This window comes from Pseudomonas sp. 2957 (genome assembly GCF_031456345.1).
Taxonomy (GTDB): Bacteria; Pseudomonadota; Gammaproteobacteria; order Pseudomonadales; family Pseudomonadaceae; genus Aquipseudomonas; species Aquipseudomonas siliginis.
Window position 1 is genome coordinate 906,900 of sequence record NZ_JAVDUL010000003.1, and the last position, 21,932, is coordinate 928,831.

20 protein-coding genes and 1 pseudogene are annotated in these 21,932 nt (G+C 60.4%); 10 read left to right on the plus strand and 11 right to left on the minus strand.

Going from position 1 to position 21,932, the window contains the following annotated elements:
* The first annotated feature begins 8 nt into the window (after window positions 1-8).
* The 3 genes from J2Y39_RS14570 to ggt all read left to right on the plus strand — a co-directional run bounded on the left by J2Y39_RS14570 (window position 9) and on the right by ggt (window position 2,626).
* On the plus strand, window positions 9-278 hold the full coding sequence (locus tag J2Y39_RS14570; RefSeq protein ID WP_095181649.1) for a bacteriocin immunity protein: 270 nt from the start codon (window positions 9-11) through the stop codon (window positions 276-278).
* 50 nt (window positions 279-328) lie between these two features.
* Window positions 329-577, plus strand: coding sequence for a bacteriocin immunity protein (locus J2Y39_RS14575; RefSeq protein ID WP_150638764.1), 249 nt, complete (start codon window positions 329-331; stop codon window positions 575-577).
* 216 nt (window positions 578-793) lie between these two features.
* Window positions 794-2,626, plus strand: a complete 1,833-nt coding sequence (gene ggt, locus J2Y39_RS14580) for a gamma-glutamyltransferase (protein ID WP_310218375.1) — start codon at window positions 794-796, stop codon at window positions 2,624-2,626.
* 54 nt (window positions 2,627-2,680) lie between these two features.
* On the opposite strand, the gene J2Y39_RS14585 is transcribed toward ggt, so the two are convergent.
* From J2Y39_RS14585 to J2Y39_RS14595, 4 genes and pseudogenes are all read right to left on the minus strand, one after another.
* A complete protein-coding gene (locus J2Y39_RS14585; RefSeq protein ID WP_236168893.1) occupies window positions 2,681-3,280 on the minus strand; it encodes a flavin reductase family protein in 600 nt (199 codons plus the stop codon).
* Between the two features lie 217 nt (window positions 3,281-3,497).
* Complete coding sequence (locus J2Y39_RS26540; RefSeq protein ID WP_371915156.1) at window positions 3,498-4,058, minus strand: methyl-accepting chemotaxis protein; 561 nt, start codon at window positions 4,056-4,058, stop codon at window positions 3,498-3,500.
* Window positions 4,038-4,814, minus strand: a pseudogene (locus J2Y39_RS26545) (PAS domain-containing protein); the annotation flags it as partial. The pseudogene J2Y39_RS26545 and the gene J2Y39_RS26540, both read right to left, overlap by 21 nt.
* A gap of 114 nt (window positions 4,815-4,928) precedes the next feature.
* Window positions 4,929-6,242, minus strand: coding sequence for an MFS transporter (locus J2Y39_RS14595; RefSeq protein ID WP_310218380.1), 1,314 nt, complete (start codon window positions 6,240-6,242; stop codon window positions 4,929-4,931).
* A gap of 342 nt (window positions 6,243-6,584) precedes the next feature.
* Between J2Y39_RS14595 and J2Y39_RS14600 the strand changes: the two genes are divergently transcribed.
* Complete coding sequence (locus J2Y39_RS14600; RefSeq protein WP_310218382.1) at window positions 6,585-8,003, plus strand: TIGR00366 family protein; 1,419 nt, start codon at window positions 6,585-6,587, stop codon at window positions 8,001-8,003.
* A 60-nt stretch (window positions 8,004-8,063) separates the two neighbouring features.
* Here J2Y39_RS14600 and J2Y39_RS14605 read toward each other — a convergent pair whose 3' ends face one another.
* Window positions 8,064-8,354, minus strand: a complete 291-nt coding sequence (locus J2Y39_RS14605) for a nucleotidyltransferase family protein (RefSeq protein ID WP_042609686.1) — start codon at window positions 8,352-8,354, stop codon at window positions 8,064-8,066.
* 217 nt (window positions 8,355-8,571) lie between these two features.
* On the opposite strand from J2Y39_RS14605, the gene J2Y39_RS14610 reads away from it, so the two are divergent.
* Both J2Y39_RS14610 and J2Y39_RS14615 read left to right on the plus strand, forming a co-directional pair.
* Window positions 8,572-9,744 carry a hypothetical protein gene (locus J2Y39_RS14610; RefSeq protein ID WP_056790336.1) on the plus strand — a complete coding sequence of 391 codons (1,173 nt, stop codon included), beginning with the start codon at window positions 8,572-8,574 and terminating at the stop codon, window positions 9,742-9,744.
* A gap of 174 nt (window positions 9,745-9,918) precedes the next feature.
* Window positions 9,919-10,443, plus strand: a complete 525-nt coding sequence (locus J2Y39_RS14615; protein ID WP_056790338.1) for an SET domain-containing protein-lysine N-methyltransferase — start codon at window positions 9,919-9,921, stop codon at window positions 10,441-10,443.
* 9 nt (window positions 10,444-10,452) lie between these two features.
* Here J2Y39_RS14615 and can read toward each other — a convergent pair whose 3' ends face one another.
* Complete coding sequence (gene can, locus J2Y39_RS14620; RefSeq protein WP_039761245.1) at window positions 10,453-11,097, minus strand: carbonate dehydratase; 645 nt, start codon at window positions 11,095-11,097, stop codon at window positions 10,453-10,455.
* 140 nt (window positions 11,098-11,237) lie between these two features.
* On the opposite strand from can, the gene J2Y39_RS14625 reads away from it, so the two are divergent.
* A complete protein-coding gene (locus J2Y39_RS14625) occupies window positions 11,238-11,642 on the plus strand; it encodes a serine kinase/phosphatase (RefSeq protein WP_310218387.1) in 405 nt (134 codons plus the stop codon).
* Between the two features lie 119 nt (window positions 11,643-11,761).
* Here J2Y39_RS14625 and rimI read toward each other — a convergent pair whose 3' ends face one another.
* A complete protein-coding gene (rimI, locus tag J2Y39_RS14630) occupies window positions 11,762-12,214 on the minus strand; it encodes a ribosomal protein S18-alanine N-acetyltransferase (protein ID WP_039761243.1) in 453 nt (150 codons plus the stop codon).
* Window positions 12,207-12,953, minus strand: coding sequence for a hypothetical protein (locus J2Y39_RS14635; protein ID WP_056790344.1), 747 nt, complete (start codon window positions 12,951-12,953; stop codon window positions 12,207-12,209). The genes rimI and J2Y39_RS14635 overlap by 8 nt, the downstream gene beginning before the upstream one ends.
* A gap of 242 nt (window positions 12,954-13,195) precedes the next feature.
* On the opposite strand from J2Y39_RS14635, the gene mksB reads away from it, so the two are divergent.
* Genes mksB through mksF form a run of 3 tightly spaced genes read left to right on the plus strand, consistent with a single transcriptional unit; the run spans window position 13,196 to window position 18,004 of the window.
* Complete coding sequence (gene mksB, locus J2Y39_RS14640) at window positions 13,196-14,476, plus strand: Mks condensin complex protein MksB (RefSeq protein WP_160768349.1); 1,281 nt, start codon at window positions 13,196-13,198, stop codon at window positions 14,474-14,476.
* The gene (mksE, locus tag J2Y39_RS14645; RefSeq protein WP_016773189.1) at window positions 14,466-15,167 is read left to right on the plus strand and encodes an Mks condensin complex protein MksE; all 702 of its coding nucleotides are present in this window, start codon (window positions 14,466-14,468) and stop codon (window positions 15,165-15,167) included. The genes mksB and mksE overlap by 11 nt, the downstream gene beginning before the upstream one ends.
* Window positions 15,164-18,004, plus strand: coding sequence for an Mks condensin complex protein MksF (mksF, locus tag J2Y39_RS14650; RefSeq protein WP_041480021.1), 2,841 nt, complete (start codon window positions 15,164-15,166; stop codon window positions 18,002-18,004). The genes mksE and mksF overlap by 4 nt, the downstream gene beginning before the upstream one ends.
* A gap of 183 nt (window positions 18,005-18,187) precedes the next feature.
* On the opposite strand, the gene J2Y39_RS14655 is transcribed toward mksF, so the two are convergent.
* From J2Y39_RS14655 to J2Y39_RS14665, 3 genes are read right to left on the minus strand one after another with little or no spacing between them, the layout of a single operon-like run.
* Window positions 18,188-20,491: an intermembrane transport protein PqiB gene (locus tag J2Y39_RS14655; RefSeq protein WP_041480022.1), complete on the minus strand. Its 2,304-nt coding sequence runs from the start codon at window positions 20,489-20,491 to the stop codon at window positions 18,188-18,190.
* A complete protein-coding gene (locus tag J2Y39_RS14660) occupies window positions 20,484-21,107 on the minus strand; it encodes a paraquat-inducible protein A (RefSeq protein WP_056790346.1) in 624 nt (207 codons plus the stop codon). Before J2Y39_RS14660 ends, J2Y39_RS14655 begins: the two co-directional genes overlap by 8 nt.
* Complete coding sequence (locus tag J2Y39_RS14665; protein WP_024014315.1) at window positions 21,094-21,753, minus strand: paraquat-inducible protein A; 660 nt, start codon at window positions 21,751-21,753, stop codon at window positions 21,094-21,096. Before J2Y39_RS14665 ends, J2Y39_RS14660 begins: the two co-directional genes overlap by 14 nt.
* Window positions 21,754-21,932 lie beyond the last annotated feature (179 nt).

The window sequence follows — 21,932 nt, forward strand, 5'->3', positions numbered from 1 at the left end:
GGCATAGCATGAGCGACCCATTCATCAAAAGCAGCTTTTCCGACTATACCGAGCAGGATTTCATTGATCTCATAGATGAAATAAGAAAGGAGGATATAGCGCCGACAGATCTCCGTGCAGATGCATTGATTATGCACTTCAACAAGATAGTAGGACATCCGAGCGGGATGGATCTGATCTACTACCCCGAGCCCGGAGCAGATACAACATCTGCCGGAATAGCTCGTACAGTCATGGCATGGCGCGAAGCGAATCGACTACCTGGGTTCAAGACATGAATCCTGCCGCCCGTTTCATTTGAACTGTGGAACTTCAACTTGAGAACGTTATGACTAACATATCCGACTACACCGAAGCAGAATTCTTGAAATTTGTGCAATCTGTTCTTGCAGCCAACACAAGCCCAGACGAGATTCTCGATCCGCTGTTGTTTGAATTTGTACGTCTGTGTGAGCACCCAGCGGGCACTGACCTTATCTATTGGCCCGAGGATATGAAACAACAAACAGCCGAGAGCATTACCGAAATCGTGAAAAAGTGGCGATCTACCCATGGTCTGCCGGGCTTCAAGCAATGAGTTTCTGACTCACTAACCCTGCATCACTCTCAAGAAGATCGCACCACCCGAGCTACCGCTTTCGCGAGCAGGCTCGCTCCCACAAGGGCATCGTTTTCGGCCGATCGATTGGCGCGGCCGCTGAGCGGGAGGGCTGTAATCCCCACGCAGTTTGCACCCCGCCGGCCCACTCGATAAAGTCCCCGAAGACTTCTACCCCACGGACGGAGAGCCCGCGTGTTTCCAGCCCAGCCCTTGAAGCGCTTTCACCTGCCAGCCCTGACACTGCTTGTCAGCGCTCTGACCCTCACCGCATGCAACGCCCCGCCCTCTTCTTCGTTGCCGCTGGCACCGGAAGCCGCTTCCGGTTACCGCACTGATCTGCAAACCCGTCATGCCAATAAACACATGGCCGCTGCTGCCAATCCACTCGCGGCCGAAGCCGGGCGGGAGATGTTGCGTCAGGGTGGTTCGGCGATTGATGCGGCGATTGCGATGCAGGCGGTGTTGACGCTGGTTGAGCCGCAGTCTTCCGGGATCGGTGGCGGGGCGATGATTGTGTTGTGGGATGGCAAGCAGGTGCGCACCTATGACGGCCGCGAAACGGCGCCGGCCGGGGCCACCGAGAAGCTGTTCCTGAAGGCTGACGGTAAACCGATGGCCTTTACGCAAGCGCAGATCGGCGGGCGCTCGGTCGGTACGCCCGGGGTATTGCGGGCGCTGGAGCTGGCGCATCGACAACACGGTCGCTTGCCTTGGGCGAAGCTGTTTGAGCCAGCGATCAAACTGGCCGAGCAAGGCTTTGCGATTTCCCCGCGCCTGCATTCGCTGCTGACTGCCGATCCACTGATACGCCAGTCGCCAGACATGGCCGCGTACTTCCTCAATGACGATGGCAGCGTCAAAGCTGTCGGCACACGCCTGCAAAACCCGAAATTGGCTGCCGTGTTCAAACGTATCGCCAGCGAAGGTGCCGATGCGCTGTACAAAGGTCCGATCGCCGAAGAGATCGTCGCCAGGGTTCAACAGCACGCCAACCCCGGCAGCCTGTCGCTGAACGATTTGCAGCGTTATCAGGCCAAGGAGCGCGCGCCGCTGTGTACCGACTACAAGCGTTGGCAGGTCTGCGGCATGCCGCCACCGTCGTCGGGCGGGATCGCCGTGGCGCAGATTCTCGGCACGTTGCAGGCGCTGGAGACTCGCGCCCCACGCCTGTCGCTGACCCCGCTCAAACCAACGAAAACCGATAAGCCGGCCGGCATCGAACCGGTGCCGCAAGCAGTGCACCTGATCGCCGAGGCTGAACGTCTGGCCTATGCCGATCGTGCGCAATACGTGGCCGACACCGACTTCGTCCCGGTACCGGTCAAAGGTCTGCTCGATCCGGCCTACCTGGCCAGCCGCGCCAGCCTGATCGGCGAGCGCAGCATGGGCAGCGCCAAACCGGGCACACCGCCGGGCGTGCAGGTTGCCTACGCACCGGACCGCTCGCCGTTGCGCATCTCGACCTCGCAAGTGGTGGCGGTGGATGATCTCGGCGGCGCAGTATCGATGACCACCACCATCGAAGCCGCGTTCGGCTCGCACCTGATGGTTCAGGGTTTTCTGCTGAACAACCAGATGACCGACTTCTCGTTCATCCCCGAAGAGAACGGGCAGAAAGTCGCCAACCGCGTCGAACCCGGAAAACGCCCACGTTCGTCGATGGCGCCGACACTGATCTTTGATCGCAACACTGGTGAATTCGTCGCCACGGTCGGCTCGCCCGGCGGTTCGCAAATCATCGAATACGTAGCCAAAACCACCATCGGCCTGCTCGACTGGAACCTCGATGCACAAAGTGCGATCAACCTGCCCAACTTCGGCAGCCGCAATGGCCCCACCGAACTGGAACAGGGACAGTTCAGCCCGGCGCTGATCCAGGCACTCAAGGACAAGGGCCACACGCTCAGCGAAATCGACATGACCAGCGGCACCCAAGCGATCGTGCGGGTGAAGGATGCGCAGGGCAAAGCGACCTTGACGGGGGGTGCCGATCCTCGGCGTGAGGGAGAAGCGTTGGGGGACTGAAACACTGCATTGATAAAAGGCCTGTCGAGCAGCAGGCCTTCTCCCAGGAATAAATCAGACCGCCAACGTCTTGCCATCCACCCCATCCCCAATCTTCAGGAAATGCCCGCCCGCAACGTGATGCAGCGTGCGCAATCCATCCTGCCCTTCGAAATGCCAGCGCCCATCGCTGAACACACGCTCATCGGCCTGGGCGGCGATGACTTCGGCGAGGAACAGGTCGTATTGCTCGTGATTGCGCGGCTCTGGCAGCAGGCGGCATTCGAGCCAGGCAACACAACCCTCGAGCAGCGGCGCTTCAACCTGTTCGCCGGCAAAGGTGTGCAGGCCGTACGCCTGAAATTTGTCGTGCCCCTGGTTACGGGTGATTTCCAGGCCGGACGTATTGCCGACGGTTTGCACGATATCGGCCTGATTGACGCAAGGCACGTTCAGCACAAAGGTGCCGGAGGCTTCGAGCAACTGGCGGGTCCAGGTGGATTTGTCGAGGACGACGGCGACTTTCGGCGGTTCGAAATCCAGCGGCATGGCCCAGGCGGCGGCCATGATGTTGCGCTGCCCGTCGTGAGCGGCACTGACGAGAACGGTCGGCCCGTGATTGAGCAGGCGATAGGCTTTGTTCAGGGGTACCGGACGGCGTTGGGAGTCGCTCATGGGGATCTGCTCCGGGGGAAAAGGAGCCGATTGTAGCGCTGTCACTGGCGAAACACAGAACCTGTGGGAGCGAGCAGATGCGGCGCTGCCCCTCGGTGATCGTTCCCACGCTCTGCGCGGGAATGCATCCTGTGACGCTCTGCGTCACGCCAGCGAAGGAACGCGGAGCGTCCCGGGCGGCATTCCCACGCAGAGCGTGGGAACGATCAGTGCGGTATCAGTGAGAGAGCTGATTGGCAAACTGCCCCACCGCATCCACCACTTTCTGCGCACCGTCCTGAATCTCGACAATCACCGTGCCCGCCTCCGCCGCCAGCGCCAGGCCCTGTTCGGCCTGAAGCTTGCCGTCGGTCATCAGAGCCACGGCATTGCGGGCCATTTCCTGGTTCTGCCGTACCACGCCGACGATTTCGTCCGTCGCCTGGCTGGTGCGCGAGGCCAGTTGCCGGACCTCGTCCGCGACCACGGCAAAACCACGGCCCTGCTCGCCGGCCCGGGCGGCTTCGATCGCGGCGTTGAGCGCCAGCAGGTTGGTCTGTTCGGCAATGCCGCTGATGGTTTTGACGATCGTGCCGATCACCAGCGACTGCTCGTTGAGCGCCTCGATACCTTCGCCAGCGGCTTGCATGTGCAACGACAAATCACGCATCACGTTCACCGCTTCGGTGACGACCGTGGTGCCCCGTTGCGCGGTGCTGTCGGTTTGTTGCGAGGTGCTGTAAGCGATGCTGGCCGCGTCGGCAACCGCCTGCTCGCGGTTGACCTGATCAGTAATCACCGTGGCGAACTTCACCACTTTGTACAGTCTGTCGTTGGCATCGACCACCGGGTTGTAGGACGCTTCCAGCCACACCGTACGACCATGGCTGTCGATACGCTTGAAGCGGCCTGCGACGAATTCGCCACTGTTCAAGCGCCGCCAGAAGTTCTGGTACTCGGCACTGTTGTACTCTTCCGGGGCGCAAAACGTGCGGTGATGTTTACCCTTGATCTGCGCCAGGCTGTAACCCATGCCGTTGAGGAAGCGATCATTGGCGCTGAGCACATTGCCGTTGAGGTCGAATTCAATCACGGCGGTGGAACGCACCAGCGCACCGATCAGGTTCTCATGCTCGCGGGAGGCTTCGATGGTGCGGGTCAGGTCACTGGCGTAGAAGGAGATGTGTCTGATCCGCCCATCAGACGAGCGCACCGGTTGCACGATTGAACGCAGCCACGCCTCGTCGCCATTGCCACGCAACAGGCGCACGGCGCCGGCGAAGTGCTCGCCACGGCTCATCGAGTTTTTGAAGCGCTGATGGAATTCGTCGGTTTTGACGTGGGCCGGCACGATGTCTTCGATTGCCCGGCCGATCAGGTCCTGGCTCTTGTAGAACATTTCATCGAGAAAATTCTGGTTGACCGAACGAATCCGCCCGTCGGGCTCAAGGGTCAGCGCGAGCATTTCGCTTTCCAGGCTTTCCTTCACTTGTACAAGGCTGGAGAGTTCTTCGCGCAGAGCGGCCAGCTCTTGCTTCAAGCGTTTATTGAACATGGGAAAGCACCGATGGCAGGGTAGTTAGCGGATACAACCTTGCCATCGGCCTTGCGCAGCTTTTCTGAAGCCAGCTCCAGACCCGTCAGTCGAAAATAATCCGGCGCTTGCGGATCAGGCAGCGCCGGCCGCCTGACACGGTCCGGTACGTGGCATGCGCGCACCGAAATACGCCGCCGTCACACCCCCCACCGCGCCCATCACTGCACAGAAGATCACGCAGATCCATGGGCTCCACGGCATCAGACCAATCAGCAACAGCGGTGTGATACTTGCCCAGGCGGCGTAGGCAATGTTGTAGGTGAAGGAAATGCCCGACACGCGAATCCGCGCCGGGAACAACCCGACCATCACCGAAGGCACCGCACCTACTACCCCACAAGCCAGGCCGGCGACCGCATAGGCCATGCCGATCCAATGCCCGCCCATGATCAGACAGCCATACAACACGCCAATGCCCAGCGGCAGTAACAAGCTGTAGAGCATGACCGTGCGCCAGGCGCCGATGCGGTCGACCAGCAGTCCGGCGATCACGCAGCCGATATTCAGAAAAACGATGCCCAAGGCACTGAGGCCGAAGGTGTGGCTGGCGGTCATGCCGAAGGTTTTCTGCATCATCGTCGGGGTGATGACCACGAACACCACCACCGCCGAGGTCAGCACACACGTGAGCAACATGGCCGGCAGCATGGCCAGACGATGTTCACGCAGCACCGTGCGCAACGGCAGTTCGACCCGCGCCTCGCGCTGCGCTTCCATGGCCATGAACACCGGGGTTTCGCTGAGCCAGCGGCGCAGGTAAACGCCCACCACGCCGAACACGCCGCCGAGCAGAAACGGATAGCGCCAGGCGTAATCGAGAATTTCGGCAGGCGTGAAAATCTGTGCCAGGAAGGTCGCAGTGAGTGCGCCGATCAAGTAACCGAACGTCAGGCCGGCCTGCAGAAAGCCCAAGGCGTAACCGCGATGGCCGGTCGGCGCATGCTCGGCGACGAACACCCAGGCACTCGGCACCTCCCCCCCCACCGCTGCGCCTTGCAGGATGCGCAGCGCCAGCAACAGCAAGGGCGCGAAATAGCCGATCTGTGCGTAGGTCGGCATGATCCCGATCAGCAGACACGGCAGCGCCATCATCAGGATGCTCAGGCTGAACACCTTTTTGCGGCCCAGACGGTCGGCGAAATGCGCCATCAGAATCCCGCCCAGAGGCCGCGCCAGATAACCGGTGACGAAGATGCCGAAGCTTTGCAGCAAACGCAGCCACTCCGGCATTTCCGGCGGGAAGAACAACTGACTCAGGGTCAGCGCGAAGAATACGAAGATAATGAAATCGTAGATTTCCAGCGCCCCGCCAAGCGCCGCAAGGCCGAGGGTCTTGTAGTCGGAGCGGCTGAACGGCGCCGGTCGGGCTGGGGAGTTGGCAGTCATGACAAAGAACTCAGGCATCGGCAAAAACCAAGGCGCCCATGGTCTACGCAAAAGCACGGATCGACAACCCGTCAGACCATAGTCTCGGTTTGCGAAAACCTGCTCAACAAAAGGGCGGCGCTTGATTTACTGTTAGCGCCTGTCCAAGGGACCACGCCAACACCGACCAGCCGCCCATGTGGGAGCGAGCCTGCTCGCGAAAGCGTCAGTTCAGACAACCTGATGCTGAATGTGCCGACGTCTTCGCGAGCAGGCTCGCTCCCACAGGGTTCTCTGTGGCTGTCGAGCCGGGCGACTGCTCCCACGGATCAAAATAACCATAAAAAATCCGAGGTACTTCCCGTGGCCGTTGATATCGAAGATAGCCGCTCCGCGCGCTTTGCCCTGTGCTGTTCCAGTTTTGCCGAACGCTGGTTTCCCGATTCCTGGGTATTCGCCGCGTTGGCCGTGATCATCGTTGCGCTGGCCACTCTGGCCATGGGCGCCAAACCCACCGCTGCAGCGATGGCCTTCGGCGACGGCTTCTGGAGCCTGATCCCGTTCACCATGCAGATGGCCTTCGTGGTGATCGGCGGCTACGTCGTCGCCAGCTCTCCGCCCGCAGTCAAACTGATCGACAAACTGGCACGCATCCCGAAAAACGGCCGCTCCGCCGTGGCCTGGGTAGCGTTGATTTCGATGGTCGCTTCCCTGCTCAATTGGGGTCTGTCGCTGGTATTTGGCGGGCTGCTGGTACGCGCCCTCGCCCGCCGCACCGATCTGAAGATGGATTACCGCGCCGCCGGTGCCGCTGCTTACCTGGGCCTCGGCGCGGTGTGGGCGCTGGGCTTGTCATCGTCGGCCGCACAGTTGCAGGCCAACCCGGGCAGCCTGCCGCCGTCGATCCTGTCGATCACTGGCGTAATCCCGTTCACCGAAACCATTTTTCTCTGGCAATCCGGGGTCATGCTGCTGGCGCTGATCGTGATCTCGATCATCATCGCCTACGCCACCGCGCCCGGGCCGAACTCGGCACGCGACGCCAAGGCCTGCGGCATCGACCCGGCGTTCAACCTGCCGCCGCTGCAACCGCGCACTCGCCCCGGTGAATGGCTGGAACACAGCCCGTTGCTGATCATTGTGCTGGTGCTGCTGGCAGCGGGCTGGCTATTCCACGAGTTCTCGACCAAGCCGGCGATTACCGCGATTTCCGGCCTGAACACCTATAACTTCCTGTTCATCATGCTCGGCGCGCTGTTGCACTGGCGCCCGCGCAGCTTCCTCGATGCGGTGGCCCGTGCGGTGCCGACCACCACTGGCGTGTTGATCCAGTTTCCGTTGTACGGCTCGATCGCCGCGCTGATGACCACGGTCAAAGGCGCCGATGCGCAAACCCTCGCGCATCACATCTCGACTTTCTTTGTCAGCATCGCCTCCCACGACACCTATGCGCTGCTGATGGGCGTGTATTCGGCGATTCTCGGTTTCTTCATCCCGTCCGGCGGCGGCAAATGGATCATCGAAGCGCCCTACGTGATGCAAGTCGCCAATGACCTGCAGTACCACCTCGGCTGGGCGGTGCAGATCTACAACGCCGCCGAAGCCCTGCCGAACCTGATCAATCCGTTCTATATGCTGCCGCTGCTGGGCGTGCTCGGGTTGAAGGCGCGGGATTTGATAGGCTTCTCGTTTGTGCAACTGCTGGTGCACACGCCGCTGGTGCTGCTGCTGTTGTGGGCGCTGGGGACGACATTGGCGTATACGCCGCCGGTGATGCCGTAAGTCGATAAAAACGCACCTGCTCAAGGGCAGGTGCTCTCAAAACTTGGTTTGATCGCTGCTTTAGACGGGTCGCGCCTGATCAAGCACCTGCTGACGAAATTTCACTGGCAGGTCGCCGGGGGTCAGCACCTCGACCGCAACACCCAGCAGGTCTTCAAGCTCAACCTGAAGTCCGCCCAGATCAAAAAGCGTCGTGCCGGGCAGCGGGTCAACCAGCAGATCGAGATCGCTACCGTCCAGATCCGTCCCCAGCAATGCTGAACCAAATACACGCGGGTTGGCCACACGAAAGCGCCCGATCACTTCTCGGACGGCGGACCTTTGCATGTCGAGAGCAGTAGAAGGCTTCATGACTCACCCTTGGAAAATTCGATGTCGCTGCAGTCTAGCAGTGCGGACGCGCACCAGGCAGCGTGCTTGTTGGCACAGCCGTAACAATATGTGCGCTGCTTGGGTAATACCGCATTCAGGCAAGAATCCACACTCAACCGCTTTTCTGTCAAACACCACTGATCCACTATGAAGCGCCCCCAAATCGAGGGGAACCCACGCTGAAAAGGATCTGAGCATGTTCAAACTCGCAGGACTTACCCTCGTTGCACTGACGCTAAGCGCCGCCGTCCACGCCGATGTCGACGTAAAACTGGGCAGCACCGAGCGCGTCACCCGCCTCTTCGCCTACCCCAACAATTGCAGCGTGATCTGCTTTCGCAACTGGACGCTGGAGCAGACCGTTGCTCACTACCTGAGCCAGAGCGTCCAACGCGACGGTTACGCCGATGCCAAGGTGCTGGTGAAAAATGACAACGATCAGCTCTACGCCGAGATCACCGGAGTGCCGGACGGCTATGACAAGCCGCTGTCGGCGTTGCTCGACGCCGGCGACCTGGCTTATGCCGGCGCCAGCAAGCTGAATGCCGATGGCAAGTGGGCCTACAGCTGGTATCTGTTCCTGCCGCTGGGCATGGCCCTGGAAAATCGCAAGAGCGTCGAGTTGCTGCACTTCCCGCCTGACTACTCGCTGACCCAGGCGCAGGACTATCTGCGCTCGAACACCACCGATCGCTGGGCGACGTTGCTGACCGATAACGGCATCCCTGCCGGGCAGACGCCGGCTTATCAGACCATCATCGACATCGCGCCGATCGCCGCGCCGTCCAATGCCGGCGGGGATCTGGAGGACGTCTACGACTACTTCAAGGATTACCAGACCACGCTGGTCAAGCAGTTCAGCCAGACCGCCAGCGGCACGACGCTGCCGATGGTTGCGTTCGGGGCGCCGGTGCGCAACTGGATCAAGGAACAATACGGGCCGACCTTGGGGGTGCTGGGGCTGGCGAGCATCAGTCCGGCCGAAGGAGTGAATGTGCCGGTGCTCGGCTCGAATCATCCGAGCTATATCTGGTACGCCGCCGATCCGAAAAGCTATACCGGCGACGATGCCCAGGCGAAGGCTGACGCGGCGGGCTTGAAAGTCATGGGCCAGGATTTGAGTGCTGCCTGCTGGCAGGCGGCAATGGGCAGCAAACCGGGCAGCGATGCGCAGGCCACGCTGAACAGTTGCACGCAAACATGGCAGGTGACGCAAAAGGTCAAAACCTGCGAGTTGTTCTATACCTCGATCCGCAACCTCAGCGCTGAACAAGCGGCTGCCAAGTGCGCCACGCCACGCATCAAGACACAGCTGCAACAGCTGAAAGCGCCACTGCCTGCGGCCGCCGTGCCCGCACCAACTCTGTAATCGCTACTGGAGTCCCCCGTGTCAGCCAATGCTGACGCGGGCCAGCGGTGATCGCGCCTGTCAGGTTTGACAGTAGACCGCTACCTTCAATTGCGCGACGCTTGGATCCAATCATGCCTCGCCTGGCGGGGCATGGGCACAACCCGGAGGCAACACTCAACAACAAGGATCGTTATGAACAATCAAGCCATGGGCCGGCACCTTCCACGCGATACAGAAGGCATCTATCCGTTCGCCGGACTTCCGGTGCGACTGGGCTTTCCATCCTGCCAGGACTTTCAGATTATCCACGACGAACGTGGCATGGCCACGGCGGTGGTCGCGCGCCGCGAGTTTCTGCGCATTAGCCGAATGTGCCGGGTTTCCGGGCAATTGCTGCCCTATCGCTGTCGACAGACCCGTCAGTTGCAAACCGGCATCCACGTTTACGATCCGCGCTTTTGCGGTGTGCTCGAGCACGCCTGCGACCCGAATGTATTTCTCGACATGAGCGAATTGTGGCTGTGGGCCTTGAAAGATATCCACAGCGGCGAACATCTGAGCATCGATTACGCATCGACCGAAGACAAACTGCTACGCCAGTTCGCCTGCGATTGCGGTTCGTCGCGCTGCCGTGGCTGGATCACCGGTTACGACGAACCACCCACGCCTGAAGGCCAGCGCTTTTTACAGCGCTGGCGGCATCCAGGCAGAAGCTGAAAGCTGCGGTTACGGCGCGCCGACCGGACGCAAACGGTATTGCGGCGGCAACTGTTCGAAACCACTGATGGTGGTATTGAGACTTTTCCAGCGGCCATCCTTGATGCCGTAGATGCAGCCGTGGATCGACAGCGGCTGCCCGCGATGCCAGGCGTTCTGGATGATGCTGGTATGCGCGACGTTGGCCACTTGCTGGATCACGTTGAGTTCGCACATGCGATCGACCTGCTCTTCTTCGGTCGCCAGCTTGGCCAGTTCTTCGCGTTTCTCGTAGTACAGGTCGCGGATCGAGCGCAGCCAGCCGTCGATCAGGCCGAACTGGCGATCCTGCATCGACGCGCGCACGCCGCCGCAGCCGTAGTGGCCGGTGACGAGGATGTGTTTGACCTTGAGCACATCCACCGCGTACTGGATCACCGAGAGGCAGTTGAGGTCGGTGTGCAGCACGACGTTGGCGACGTTGCGGTGTACGAACAGATCGCCCGGCAACATGCCGACGATTTCGTTGGCCGGTACGCGCGCGTCGGAGCAGCCGATCCATAGATATTCCGGGGTCTGCTGGCGCGCCAGTTTGGCGAAGAAGTCCGGGTCTTCCTTGGTGATCGCGTCAGCCCAACGCTCGTTGTTATCAATCAGGTCTTGTAGATCGTGCATGGATAAGGCCTCAAGAAAGATGCGCAGGTTTGATAGACGACCACCCGTCGAAGTCACGCCGCCAGCGCAAAGTGTTTTCGTTGGAATTCTCGCGCGCCCGGTGAGTCCACTCAGTAAGGCCCACAGTATGAGGAATTGCCATGACTGATTCACGACGCCCTTATGATGCGGTGCAACCGGAACCCATCGACGATAACGAAGACCGCATGGGCTCGGTGCACGAGCTGGATTTCGACGACGAAGAGCCCAGCGCAAAAATCGGAGATGAACTGCCCGAGCGTGAACGTGAACAATTGATGCCGGCTGAGCGAGTGCGTGAGGCTGGCATGACCGGGGCTTCGGTGGATGATCATCAGCCGACCGACGACGACCTGAGCCCGGAAACGTTGATTCGCGAGGATGGCGCGCGCGATGCCGATGAACTCGGCGAGGGCAATCCGGCGGATTGGGATTTGAGCGAGGTCAGTGAAACCGAAATCGGCGGCGGTGACGGGCTGGATGAAGCGGAACTGGCGGATCTGGATCCGCTGGATGGCAAGCGCTGACCCGCTGACTTGAAATTCGCCCCCTGTAGGAGCTGCCGAAGGCTGCGATCTTTTGATTTTGCTTTGGATCTTACAAAAACAGGATCAAAAGATCGCAGCCTTCGGCAGCTCCTACAGGCCTAATCCACCAAGGTACAGGCCATCACCACCGCATCCTCACGCCCACCCACCGCCGGGTAATAATCGCGACGCCGGCCGATCTCGTTGAAGCCATACCGCTCATACAACTTGAACGCAGCCGTGTTGCTGTCGCGCACTTCGAGAAAGCACTCCCGCGCTTCAGCCGCGTACGCTCGCGACATCAGATGCTCAAGCAACGTCAGGCCCAACCCGCGCCCCTGATTTTCCGGCTTGACGGTGATATTGAGCAGGTGCGCCTCATCAAGAATGATCTGCACCACGCCATGGCCAACCTGTTGCTGGCCTTCGAACATCAGCCAGATCTGGTATTTGCCCAGGCCATCGAGAAAAATCCCCCGGGTCCACGGATGGCTGTACGCGGCGTATTCGATCTTCAACACAGCGTCCAGGTCCGCCTCGGTCATCGGGCGAAAGGTTACAGCCTCACTCATCGGATTGTTTCCAGCGCGCCATCAGCCGACGCATGGCTTGCCACACAGCGGCCTTGCGCTGTGGCTCTTCCATTAACAGTTCCAGACCGGGAATCGCCCAGGCCAGGCCCAGACCTTCGATCTGCAATTCACTATTGAACGCTTCGGCGTCCGCTTCCCCGGCAAACTTCAGCGCCGGCAGGCCGATCAGCCACAAACAGGCGCAGGGCGCCGCTTCCATCTGCACCGAGAGGAAACCCTGCACAAAGTCGCGCGCCGCTTCCGGCCCCTGATCCAGCGTGCCGCGATTGAGCCACGGCCAGCGCACCGGTTCGCCGACGATTTGCGGCGCATCCGGCAGACCGGCGGCGCGCAGCATGTCCTTGAGCAGCAGGTAGGCCGGATCGCGACTTTGAAACGCTTCGCCTGTGGGTAACTCGACCAGCAGCAGGCAGCGCCCGGCGCGCAGCAGTTGCAGGGCAAAACGCGGCGGCGGCACTGGCGCAGGCTTGACCACCACCGGCGTCTCGTCGATCTCTTCCACCGGTTTGGCGCCGTTGCGGGTACTGGCCAGCGACGGACGCGGCACCTCGATTTTCGGTCGCTCGGCCTGACGCGCGGCAGGCTGCGCCGGTGCTTCGGCCTGAGGCGCCGGAGCAACCGGTACCTCGAGCTCGGGCTCGGGCATCTCCAGCAGCTCGGGCCGCGACGGTGCGGCGAAAGGCAGTTCGGTGCGCGGCAGCCAGTTGACCACCTGCATGGCGTTCAAATAGGCGCGGCGGCGGGACTCGATAAGCAAAGGTCGGCCACTTGTGGATAACGGAAAGTGCGCTGATTCTACCGCCCTTCGCACAAGATCGCTCGCTGTTGATCGATACCCCGCGCTGCGCTGCGCCGCTGCCCTTTGGCCAAAGAATGCGACAGCCCGTCCCGAGAGTGAATCGCCGCGCCTGTGATGCAGTACAATCGCCGCTTTTAATCGCCAACCAGCCGGCCATTCCGATGATCGAACCCAAGCGCGTCTTGCGCGCCCTCGCTGAACACTGGGCACTTCTGGAGCCACTGTGCGAGCACTTCGACCAAGGCACCCTGAGCCTCAACGAACTGCGCACGCAACTGGCCGCCCAACAACTCGACAGCACGCCACAGGACATCACCAGCCTGCTCGACGTGTGGATTCGCCTCGATATTCTGGTTCCGGTGGCGAAAAGCCCGAACCGTTTCGAGCTCAACGCGCAGATCCACGACTTCCTCGCCTACCTGCGCCGCGAACACCGCCTCGGTCTGTGCCTGGAAATCGAAGCCTACCTGCGTCACCTTGAGCGTCTGGCCGGTTATATCCAGGACGCTTTCGACGTCCGTGACGGCAACGATCTGGCGCGCCAGTTGCGTTTGCTCGACATGCGTGTGCGCGACGTACTGAAGAAACTCGACAACGATGAACAGGCCCTGGTGGCCGTGGCCGAACGGGCGAAAACCAGCGACCGGCAGATTCCACTGCGTCAGCGTTACGCCGAAGTCCTGGCGACGTGGGACGAATACGTCGAGCCGATGATAGATCTGGTCAACGCCGACGGTGCCTTCGAGCAAGGCGTGCGCAAGGTCGAAACCGTGCTGCTGAAGATGCTCAGCGAACAGCAGCGCCTCGGCCATCTGGTCGATGACGACATGCTCCTGCGCACCCACGCACGCATCCTCGAAATGCAGACCAGCGCGCAACTGACCCTGCGCCATGCCCGCGAACTGCTGCTGCCATTGCGTGAAGAAGCGCGTCGGCATAACGCCGTGACCCGTGGCGCCGCACTGGCGCTGGCGGCGATCCGGCGTAAAGGCATCGACGCCGTGCCGCAAGCGGCGATGCCGCTGTTCACCCGCCCACAGAGCACCTTCCTCGGCAGCGCCAGTCAGGTCGAAGCCTACGTGTATGCCCTGGCGCGTTTCGAGCCGAAACCGGCGCGCTTCCCCAAGGCGCACAAAACCCAGAAGGCTGGCGACGCCCCACGTGCACCGCGCACCGTGCGCGAGATGGTCGATCGTTGCGAAGAGTCCCTGCCGATGCCGGACCTGATGACCTGGCTGCTGGAGCAGGAACCGGACGGCGCCACCGACGAATTGCTTTACTGGTTCTCGCGCCTGTCGCGGGAAAAACGCTTCAAGCGCGAGCGTCTGGAACGCCGCGAATACCATACTCACGAGCACCAGGTCAGCCTGCGCTCCTTCGCCCTGCTCTCGGCCAGCGATACCGCCGCCGAGGATTCTGCGAGCATCCCAAATGCATCTTGATCTTTCCGAACTGTCGCAACTGGCGCCGATCTTCCGCGAGTTGTTCAAGGGTTACCACGTCAGCCGCCGTGATCCTGAGCTGTACGCACAACTGTCGAATTTCCAGGACCAGTACCGCACGCTGTTCAAGGCGCTGGGCTTTGAACTGGTCTGCGACACCCGTGGCTTCTACTATTTCGTGCCGGACATGGCCGCCGCAGCGGTGAACAAGACCGCCCAGCGTCTGGCGCTGTTCACCTTCATCCTCGTTGAGCACCTGGCCGATCAGGGCCGCGACCCGATTGCCGTGCTCGACGGCGGCAGTCTCGGCCGCGAAGAATTGCCGTCGCTGCTGGACAAGTACCGCGACCTGTTCATTCAGGCCGAAGTGCAGACCGTCGAAGAACTCGAAGAAAAAATCATGCGCCGCATGACTCAGCTCGGTTTCGCCGGCGAAGAAAACGGTGTCTACCGCTTCCTGCCGCCGATGCACCGTTTCCTCGACGTGTGCCTGTCGGTACAACAGGACCGCGACCTGGCAGCCAGCGTGCACAGCGTATTGCCGTTGCCGGCACCGGTGCTGATCGACGAAGAAGCCGAAGCGAAATTCCTCGAAACCGACGATCCGCTCGACCTTTCCGAATTTGAAGAAGAAAGCGAAGAAGACGCACTGGCCCGCGCCATTGCCGAAGAACAGGAGTCCGATGCATGAGCCAGGAACGCTACGGCATCCGCCGCTTTGCCCTTTTGAACACCGCCGGTTACAGCCTCGGTCTGTTCCCGCTGGAAGAACCGTTGTCGGTTTACGGCGCGAACAACCTCGGCAAGTCGGCGTCGATCAACGCTTTGCAGTTCCCGATTCTGGCGCGCATGTCGGACATGAGCTTCGGCAAGTACAGCCTCGAACAATCGCGGCGCTTCTACTTCGCCTCCGACACCAGTTACATCCTCGTCGAAGTCAACCTGCCCCACGGCCCCCACGTGATCGGCGTGGTCGGTCGCGGCCCGGGCGGCGGTTTCGGGCACCAGTTCTTCGCCTACGCCGGCAAGCTCGACCTGGCGCATTACCAGAAAAACGACACCTGCCTGCGCCAGAAAGAACTGTTCAGCAATCTCGAAAAAGAAGGCCTGAAAGCCTACGAACTCAAGCCGGATGAACTGCGCCGCTTGCTGGTTGGCGGCCATACGTCGATCCCGCTCGACCTGACGCTGATCCCGCTGCGCTCCACCAGCGAGCAGAGCCTGAAGACCTTCCGCGCGCTGTTCATCAACCTGCTGCACATGCGCGAAATCACCGCGGCCAAGCTCAAGCAACTGTTCCTCGATGCTTTCGAACACAGCTTGCGTTCCGGCAGCGTCGACTACATTGCTGCCTGCGAAGAAGCCTTCCGCGATGTGCGGCGCATGGAGCAGGACTACAACTCGCTGGTCGCTGCCGGCCCGTTGGTTGAAGCGCTGGCCAACGGCGTGAAACAGCGCGATGTGCTGCGCGGCAAACTGCATCGCCTGTCGCCGCTGCTCGATTCCTTGCTCGGCACCTGGTCGGACTACGCCACGGCGCGCAAGGAAGAACTGACCATCCAGGCCGAGCACTACCGTCGCGAGCAGGACGACCTGCAGAACGATCAACGCGGTGGTACTCAGGAACTGATGCGTCTGGAACGGGAAATTTCCGGTATTCAGCGCTGGCTCGGCGAGTTGTCGGTGCTGAAGAACCGCTTCGCCCTGGTCGATGACGTCAAAGTGCTCGAGCAACAATTGCTCGCGGCCAAGGATGCACACGACGAACTGGCCGGTGCCTTGGCGCAGTCGCGTCAGTTCAGCGCCGAAGATCTCGAAGAGCGTCTGCGCGATCTGGAAAAACGCCTGAAGTCGGTGAAGCAACAACTCGATCACGCCGACAACAACAGCTACGCCCGCCTGCGCGAAGAGTTCTCGCAGCAGGACGTCGAGCGCCTGATGCGCCTGTTCAACAGCGCGCTCTTCAGCCTGCCGCTGGGTGAACACGGCATCACCCTCGACGAGAACGGTGAGTGGGTCAAATCGGTCGAGCTGATTCTTGATGGCTTCAAGGGCGAGCGCTTCGAAGTGCCGGGCCTGTCGATCGACATCTCGCACATTGAGCCGCCTGCCTTGCAGGCTCTGGCTGACCGCGCCGCGTTGCGCGATCAGAAAGAGCGTCTGGAAAAAGAGCTCAAGCAACTGAAAACCCAGCAGGCCGTGGCCGCCGACCGCGCCGCGAGCAAGACCCAGACCGAAGCGCTGTACCAGCAGGTGCTGGACGCACAGAAGGCGCTGGAAGATTTCCGTCGCACCCAGACGCTGAGCGCCGAAGAAAGCGACAAGCTTGAACAACTGGCGCAGATGGAAGCCGCGCAGGACGAACTCAAGCGCTCCAGCGATGCGTTCACCGAGCGCGTCCAGCAACTGTCGGCCAAGCTGCAACTGGTCGGCCGGCAGATCGCCGATATGGAGGCCAAGCAACGCACCCTCGACGACGCGCTACGTCGTCGTCAGTTGCTGCCAGCGGATCTGCCGTTCGGCACGCCGTTCATGGATCCGGTCGATGATTCGATGGACAACCTGCTGCCGCTGCTCAACGATTATCAGGACAGCTGGCAGGGCCTCCTGCGTGCCGATGGCCAGATCGAAGCGCTGTATGCGCAGGTGCGTCTGAAAGGTGTGGCCAAGTTCGACAGCGAAGATGATATGGAGCGGCGTCTATCGCTGCTGATCAACGCTTACGCGCACCGCACCGATGAAGCCCTGACCCTCGGCAAGGCGCGGCGCGCGGCGGTCACCGACATCGCCCGCACTCTGCGCAACATCCGCAGCGATTACGACAGCCTCGAGCATCAACTGGCGCTGTTCAACCGCGAGATCAACAAGCGGCAGGTTTCCAACCTGCAGAGCTTCCGCATCGTCCTCGCACCGAACAAGGAAGCGCTCAAGCACATCGACCAGATCATCCACAGCGCCGGGCAATATGAGGAAGGCGAAACCCTGTCGGTGTTCGACCTCAGCCAGAGCGCCGAGCAGGACAACAAGAACGAAGAGGCCAAGGAATATCTGGCGCGGCTGGTGGCAGCGAACCACAACCAGCTCGGCCTCAAGGACTTGTTCGAACTGGCCTTCGAGATCACCAAGGTCAACGGTCAACCAGTCATCCACACCGACATCGACGGCGCGGCCTCCAACGGTACGACCATGACCATCAAGGCACTGACCAACATGTACTTGTTGCTGCACTTGATGGATCGCGATCTGGCCGGCCGCGTGCGTCTGCCGTACTACCTCGACGAGGCGGCGGACATCGACGAGAAGAACCAGGCGGCGCTGCTGGAAACCAGTCTGCAACTGGGCTTCGTGCCGATTCTCGCAAGTGTGAAGCCGCAGGTCTGCGCCAGTGTCGCAATCGACCTGGAAGGCGGCAGCGGCCCGGCCGGGATCTACATCGATGAAGCGGACTGGAAGTACATCCGCCGCCATGATGTGGTCAAGGCCACGCTGAATGTGCAGGCGGATGAGCCGGAGCTGGATGCGGTTTGATCGGCTTTAGCTGAAGGCATAAAAAGGGCCGCGATCTGCTGGGATCGCGGCCCTTTTTTATGGAGTGGATTTTGTGTTGATTTGGCTGGCCCCTTCGCGAGCAGGCTCGCTCCCACAATTGGAATGCGTTCCCCTTGTAGGAGTGAGCCTGCTCGCGATAGCGTCGTCCCAGACGCTGAAGAATTACTTACCGAGCTGAATCTTCGGCGCCCAGGTCAGCCATTCATCCTCGAACTTGTCGAACAACGGGAACGTCTGCTCGGCCCGCGCCGGATTGCCCATGCGCTCGCCATCCGGTGTGGCGAAGGCAATGCCACCCTGAATCAGCGTCTCCAGCGATTCGGTGCGCACCGTCACGCCTTTGAACAAGCCGTAATCGAAGCCCACGCCGCTGGTATTCCAGAAACGGCTGCCGCTGCGCACCAGAGGCGCGTACTTCGGCTCGATCAGGATGTGCACCAACACACGGTCAGCTGTCTGGCCCAATTCATAACCGGTCACCTTTCCGACGGTGATCTCACGGTAAGTCACTGGTACGCCGGGCTTCAAGGAACCGCGACGTGCGGCGCTCAACACCAGACTCAGACCCGCTTCTTGCCTGGTGACTTCCGGCGCTTCGGCCAAGGCAACGAAGTTCTTCTGCGGGCCGAGATTCTTCGCCGCCGGCTGGACTTCGATGTATTTGCCAGTGACCAGCGTTTCCAGATTCTGCGTCTTGATCAAACCCAGTTCCGGCTTGACCACCCAGAATTGACTGCCGACTCGCGCAATCTTCTCCGGCACTTCAGTGATGCGAGCGGTGAGGATTACCGACTGCATGTCATCGGTCAGATCGACGCTTTCAATCTTGCCGACATCCAGCCCCTTGAAACGTACCGGCGTACCGCTGCTCAAGCCGTCAGCGCGATCAACCTTGATCGTCACTACCGCACCTTTCTTGTTCGCCTCATCGTGATCGGCGAACAGACGGAAGCGCGGGATACGTTTCTTCAACGGCGCATTGGCTTGCGGCGTTTCGAACGCGATACCGCCGGCCATCAGGGTTTGCAGGGATTCACTCTTGACCTGAATGCCGCCGGTCAAGCCACCCGTGAGGGTAATGCCGCTGACGTTCCAGAAGCGCGTCGAGGCGTTGACCAGGTTTTCATATTCCTTCTCGATGTGCACGCCGATGACCAGCTGCTTCTTGGTTCGGGAGAACTGGTAGCTCTGCACCGAACCGACCTTGACCTGCTTGTACAGAATCGGACTGCCGACATCGATCGAGCCCAGCGAGTCGGTGAACAGCACCAGATGCAGGCCTGGCGAACGCAGATCCAGCGGTGGTGCTTTCGGTCGCGCCTCGAACTCGCGCTTTGGCGCGGCGCCTTTATCACCCGGGCGCACGGCGATGTAATTACCTTTCACCAGCGCCTCCAGGCCGGTAATACCGGCAAGGGATATCGACGGCTTGACCACCCAGAACTGCGTGCCCTCAACCAGATAGTCTTCGGCCAACGGATCCAGAGTCAGCTCGGCTGTGGCGCTGTTCAGGTCCGGATCGACCTTTAGCGCTTTCAGGTTGCCGACCTGAATACCTTTGTACATCACCGGCGTGCGACCGGCCTGCAGGCCCTCGAAATCGCTGAGTTTGACCTTCACGCGAATCCCGGCAGCGGCAGCGTCGAAGTCTTCATAGAGACGGAATGGCAGGCTCGGATCGGTCGCCGGACTGTCCTTGCGATTCTCCGGCGTCGCGAACGCGATACCACCGGCGACGATACTAGCCAGGGATTCGCTGCGCACTTTCACGCCGGACAGGTTAGCGTCGATGCTGATGCCGCTGGCGTTCCAGAAACGAGTATGTTTGCGCACCAGTTTGGCGTAGGTCGGCTCGATGAACACTTTCAGTTCAACGGTGCTCTGATCCTCGGACAGCACGTAGCTTTTGACCTGACCGACCTTGATCTGCTTGTAGAACACCGGGCTGCCGCGATTCAACGAGCCGAGGCGATCGGCCTTGATGGTCAGGTGCAGACCGGGCTTGGCGTCGGACAGCGGCGGCTCTTCGGCCAAAGCCTTAAACTTGCGAACCGGCTCGCCTTCACCGGGACTGATGGCGACATAGTTACCCGAGACCAATGTTTCCAGACCGGTGATACCGGCCAGGGTCACGCTCGGTTTGACCAGCCAGAACCGCGTGCTGGTCTTAAGGTACTGCTCAACATCCTTGTTCATCTCGATGGTGGCGATCACCCCTTTCGAGTTGCCCTCATCGTCGAGCTTGAGCGTCTTGACCTTGCCGACCGGCATGCCTTTGTAGACCACTTCAGTCTTGTTGGCCTGGATGCCTTCGCCGCTTTCAAAGCGCACCTGAATCTCGATACCGGTCTCGGAATAAGCACGCCAGCCGAGCCAGCCGCCGATGATCAGCGCGATCAGAGGCAGCACCCAAATGGCCGACCAGTTCGAAGCCGGTCGGGTTTTCGCTACAGGCAAATCAGTCATGGTCGTCGTCCGACTCCGTGTTATCCCAAATCAGTCGGGGATCGAAAGTTACTGCGGCGAGCATCGTCAGAATCACCACAGAGGCGAAGGCGACGGCGCCCAGATTGGCTTCGACACTGGCTATCCGGCCGAAGTTGACGACCGCCACGAGAATGGCGATCACAAAAATATCGAGCATCGACCAGCGGCCGATGAACTCGATGAAACGGTACATCCAGATACGCTGACGGGCCGACAATGGCTGCCGACGCTGCACGGAAAACAGCAGCAGCGCGATGCCGACCAGCTTGAACGTGGGCACCAGAATGCTGGCGATGAACACCACGGTGGCGATCGGGATCATGCCGTGCTGAACCAGTTCAATCACGCCGGACATGATGGTGCTCGGTTCACCCTGGCCCAGAGAACTGACCGTCATGATCGGCAAGACATTCGCCGGAACATAGATAATGGCTGCCGTGATCAACAGCGCCCAGGTGCGGGTCAGGCTGTTGGGGCGGCGAGCGTGAACCTGCGCACCGCAGCGGGTACAGCTCTGCTCATCGACGTCAGCTTCCTGCTTGTTCAGTTCGTGGCATTCGGTGCACACCAGAATGCCCGCATCAATCGCCCGCATGGGCATCCTCTCCTGATAATGCCTGCCAGATCTGATGCGGTGACATCACCACCTCCAGCCAGACTTGCACCAATAACAAGCCAATGAAACATGCCAGCCCGAGGCCGACGGTGATTGCTGCCATATCCGCCAGCTTCACGATCGCGACAAGCACGCCCATGAGGTAGACCTCGAGCATGCCCCAGTCTCTGAGGTGGTGGTAAATACGATAGAGCAACAAGCCATAACTGCGGCCGACATTGAAGCGGATCGTCAGTAGGACAAACAGCTGGCACAACAACTTCAGTAACGGTATGGCCATGCTGCAAAGGAAGACGACGATCGACACACCTTGCATGTCGGTGCTGAACAGGCCGACTACGCCACTCCAGACCGTATCCTGCGAGGATTGCCCGAGGATATTGAGTTGCATGATGGGTAAAAAGTTTGCCGGCACGTAAAGTAATAACGCGGCAATTACCAGGGCGAGGCTACGCTGCACCACGTTATGGCGATGGGCATACAGTTCGTAACCGCAGCGCGGGCAGAGCGCTTTCTCACCATGGGCAAGTGTCGGCTTGCGCATCAGCAGGTCGCACTCGTGGCAGGCTATCAAGTCTTCCAGCGGTAAATCTGACAGCCCGGGGGCGTCAACCGATTCTGACATACAGGCTCTGGCTCCGATAAAGATGGGGCTATTCTAGTGTTCTGCTTCGAAAATAACTGTGCAATTTTGTTCGCCATAGCTCTGAAAAACTTTCTCGCAGGCAAAACAAAACCCCAACTGCTTTCGCAATTGGGGTTTCGGAATTTAATCTTGACGATGACCTACTCTCACATGGGGAA

What these genes read in the sequence shown, in the direction of transcription:
- J2Y39_RS14625 (WP_310218387.1), top strand. Translation starts at nt 11,238, where the DNA reads ATGACTGATTCACGACGCCCTTATGATGCGGTGCAACCGGAACCCATC.
- J2Y39_RS14665 (WP_024014315.1), bottom strand. Translation starts at nt 21,753, where the DNA reads ATGTCAGAATCGGTTGACGCCCCCGGGCTGTCAGATTTACCGCTGGAA.
- J2Y39_RS14575 (WP_150638764.1), top strand. Translation starts at nt 329, where the DNA reads ATGACTAACATATCCGACTACACCGAAGCAGAATTCTTGAAATTTGTG.
- rimI (WP_039761243.1), bottom strand. Translation starts at nt 12,214, where the DNA reads ATGAGTGAGGCTGTAACCTTTCGCCCGATGACCGAGGCGGACCTGGAC.
- can (WP_039761245.1), bottom strand. Translation starts at nt 11,097, where the DNA reads ATGCACGATCTACAAGACCTGATTGATAACAACGAGCGTTGGGCTGAC.
- J2Y39_RS14585 (WP_236168893.1), bottom strand. Translation starts at nt 3,280, where the DNA reads ATGAGCGACTCCCAACGCCGTCCGGTACCCCTGAACAAAGCCTATCGC.
- mksF (WP_041480021.1), top strand. Translation starts at nt 15,164, where the DNA reads ATGAGCCAGGAACGCTACGGCATCCGCCGCTTTGCCCTTTTGAACACC.
- J2Y39_RS14615 (WP_056790338.1), top strand. Translation starts at nt 9,919, where the DNA reads ATGAACAATCAAGCCATGGGCCGGCACCTTCCACGCGATACAGAAGGC.
- J2Y39_RS14570 (WP_095181649.1), top strand. Translation starts at nt 9, where the DNA reads ATGAGCGACCCATTCATCAAAAGCAGCTTTTCCGACTATACCGAGCAG.
- J2Y39_RS14655 (WP_041480022.1), bottom strand. Translation starts at nt 20,491, where the DNA reads ATGACTGATTTGCCTGTAGCGAAAACCCGACCGGCTTCGAACTGGTCG.
- J2Y39_RS14635 (WP_056790344.1), bottom strand. Translation starts at nt 12,953, where the DNA reads ATGCAGGTGGTCAACTGGCTGCCGCGCACCGAACTGCCTTTCGCCGCA.
- J2Y39_RS14610 (WP_056790336.1), top strand. Translation starts at nt 8,572, where the DNA reads ATGTTCAAACTCGCAGGACTTACCCTCGTTGCACTGACGCTAAGCGCC.
- J2Y39_RS14660 (WP_056790346.1), bottom strand. Translation starts at nt 21,107, where the DNA reads ATGCGGGCGATTGATGCGGGCATTCTGGTGTGCACCGAATGCCACGAA.
- J2Y39_RS14595 (WP_310218380.1), bottom strand. Translation starts at nt 6,242, where the DNA reads ATGACTGCCAACTCCCCAGCCCGACCGGCGCCGTTCAGCCGCTCCGAC.
- mksE (WP_016773189.1), top strand. Translation starts at nt 14,466, where the DNA reads ATGCATCTTGATCTTTCCGAACTGTCGCAACTGGCGCCGATCTTCCGC.
- J2Y39_RS14605 (WP_042609686.1), bottom strand. Translation starts at nt 8,354, where the DNA reads ATGAAGCCTTCTACTGCTCTCGACATGCAAAGGTCCGCCGTCCGAGAA.
- mksB (WP_160768349.1), top strand. Translation starts at nt 13,196, where the DNA reads ATGATCGAACCCAAGCGCGTCTTGCGCGCCCTCGCTGAACACTGGGCA.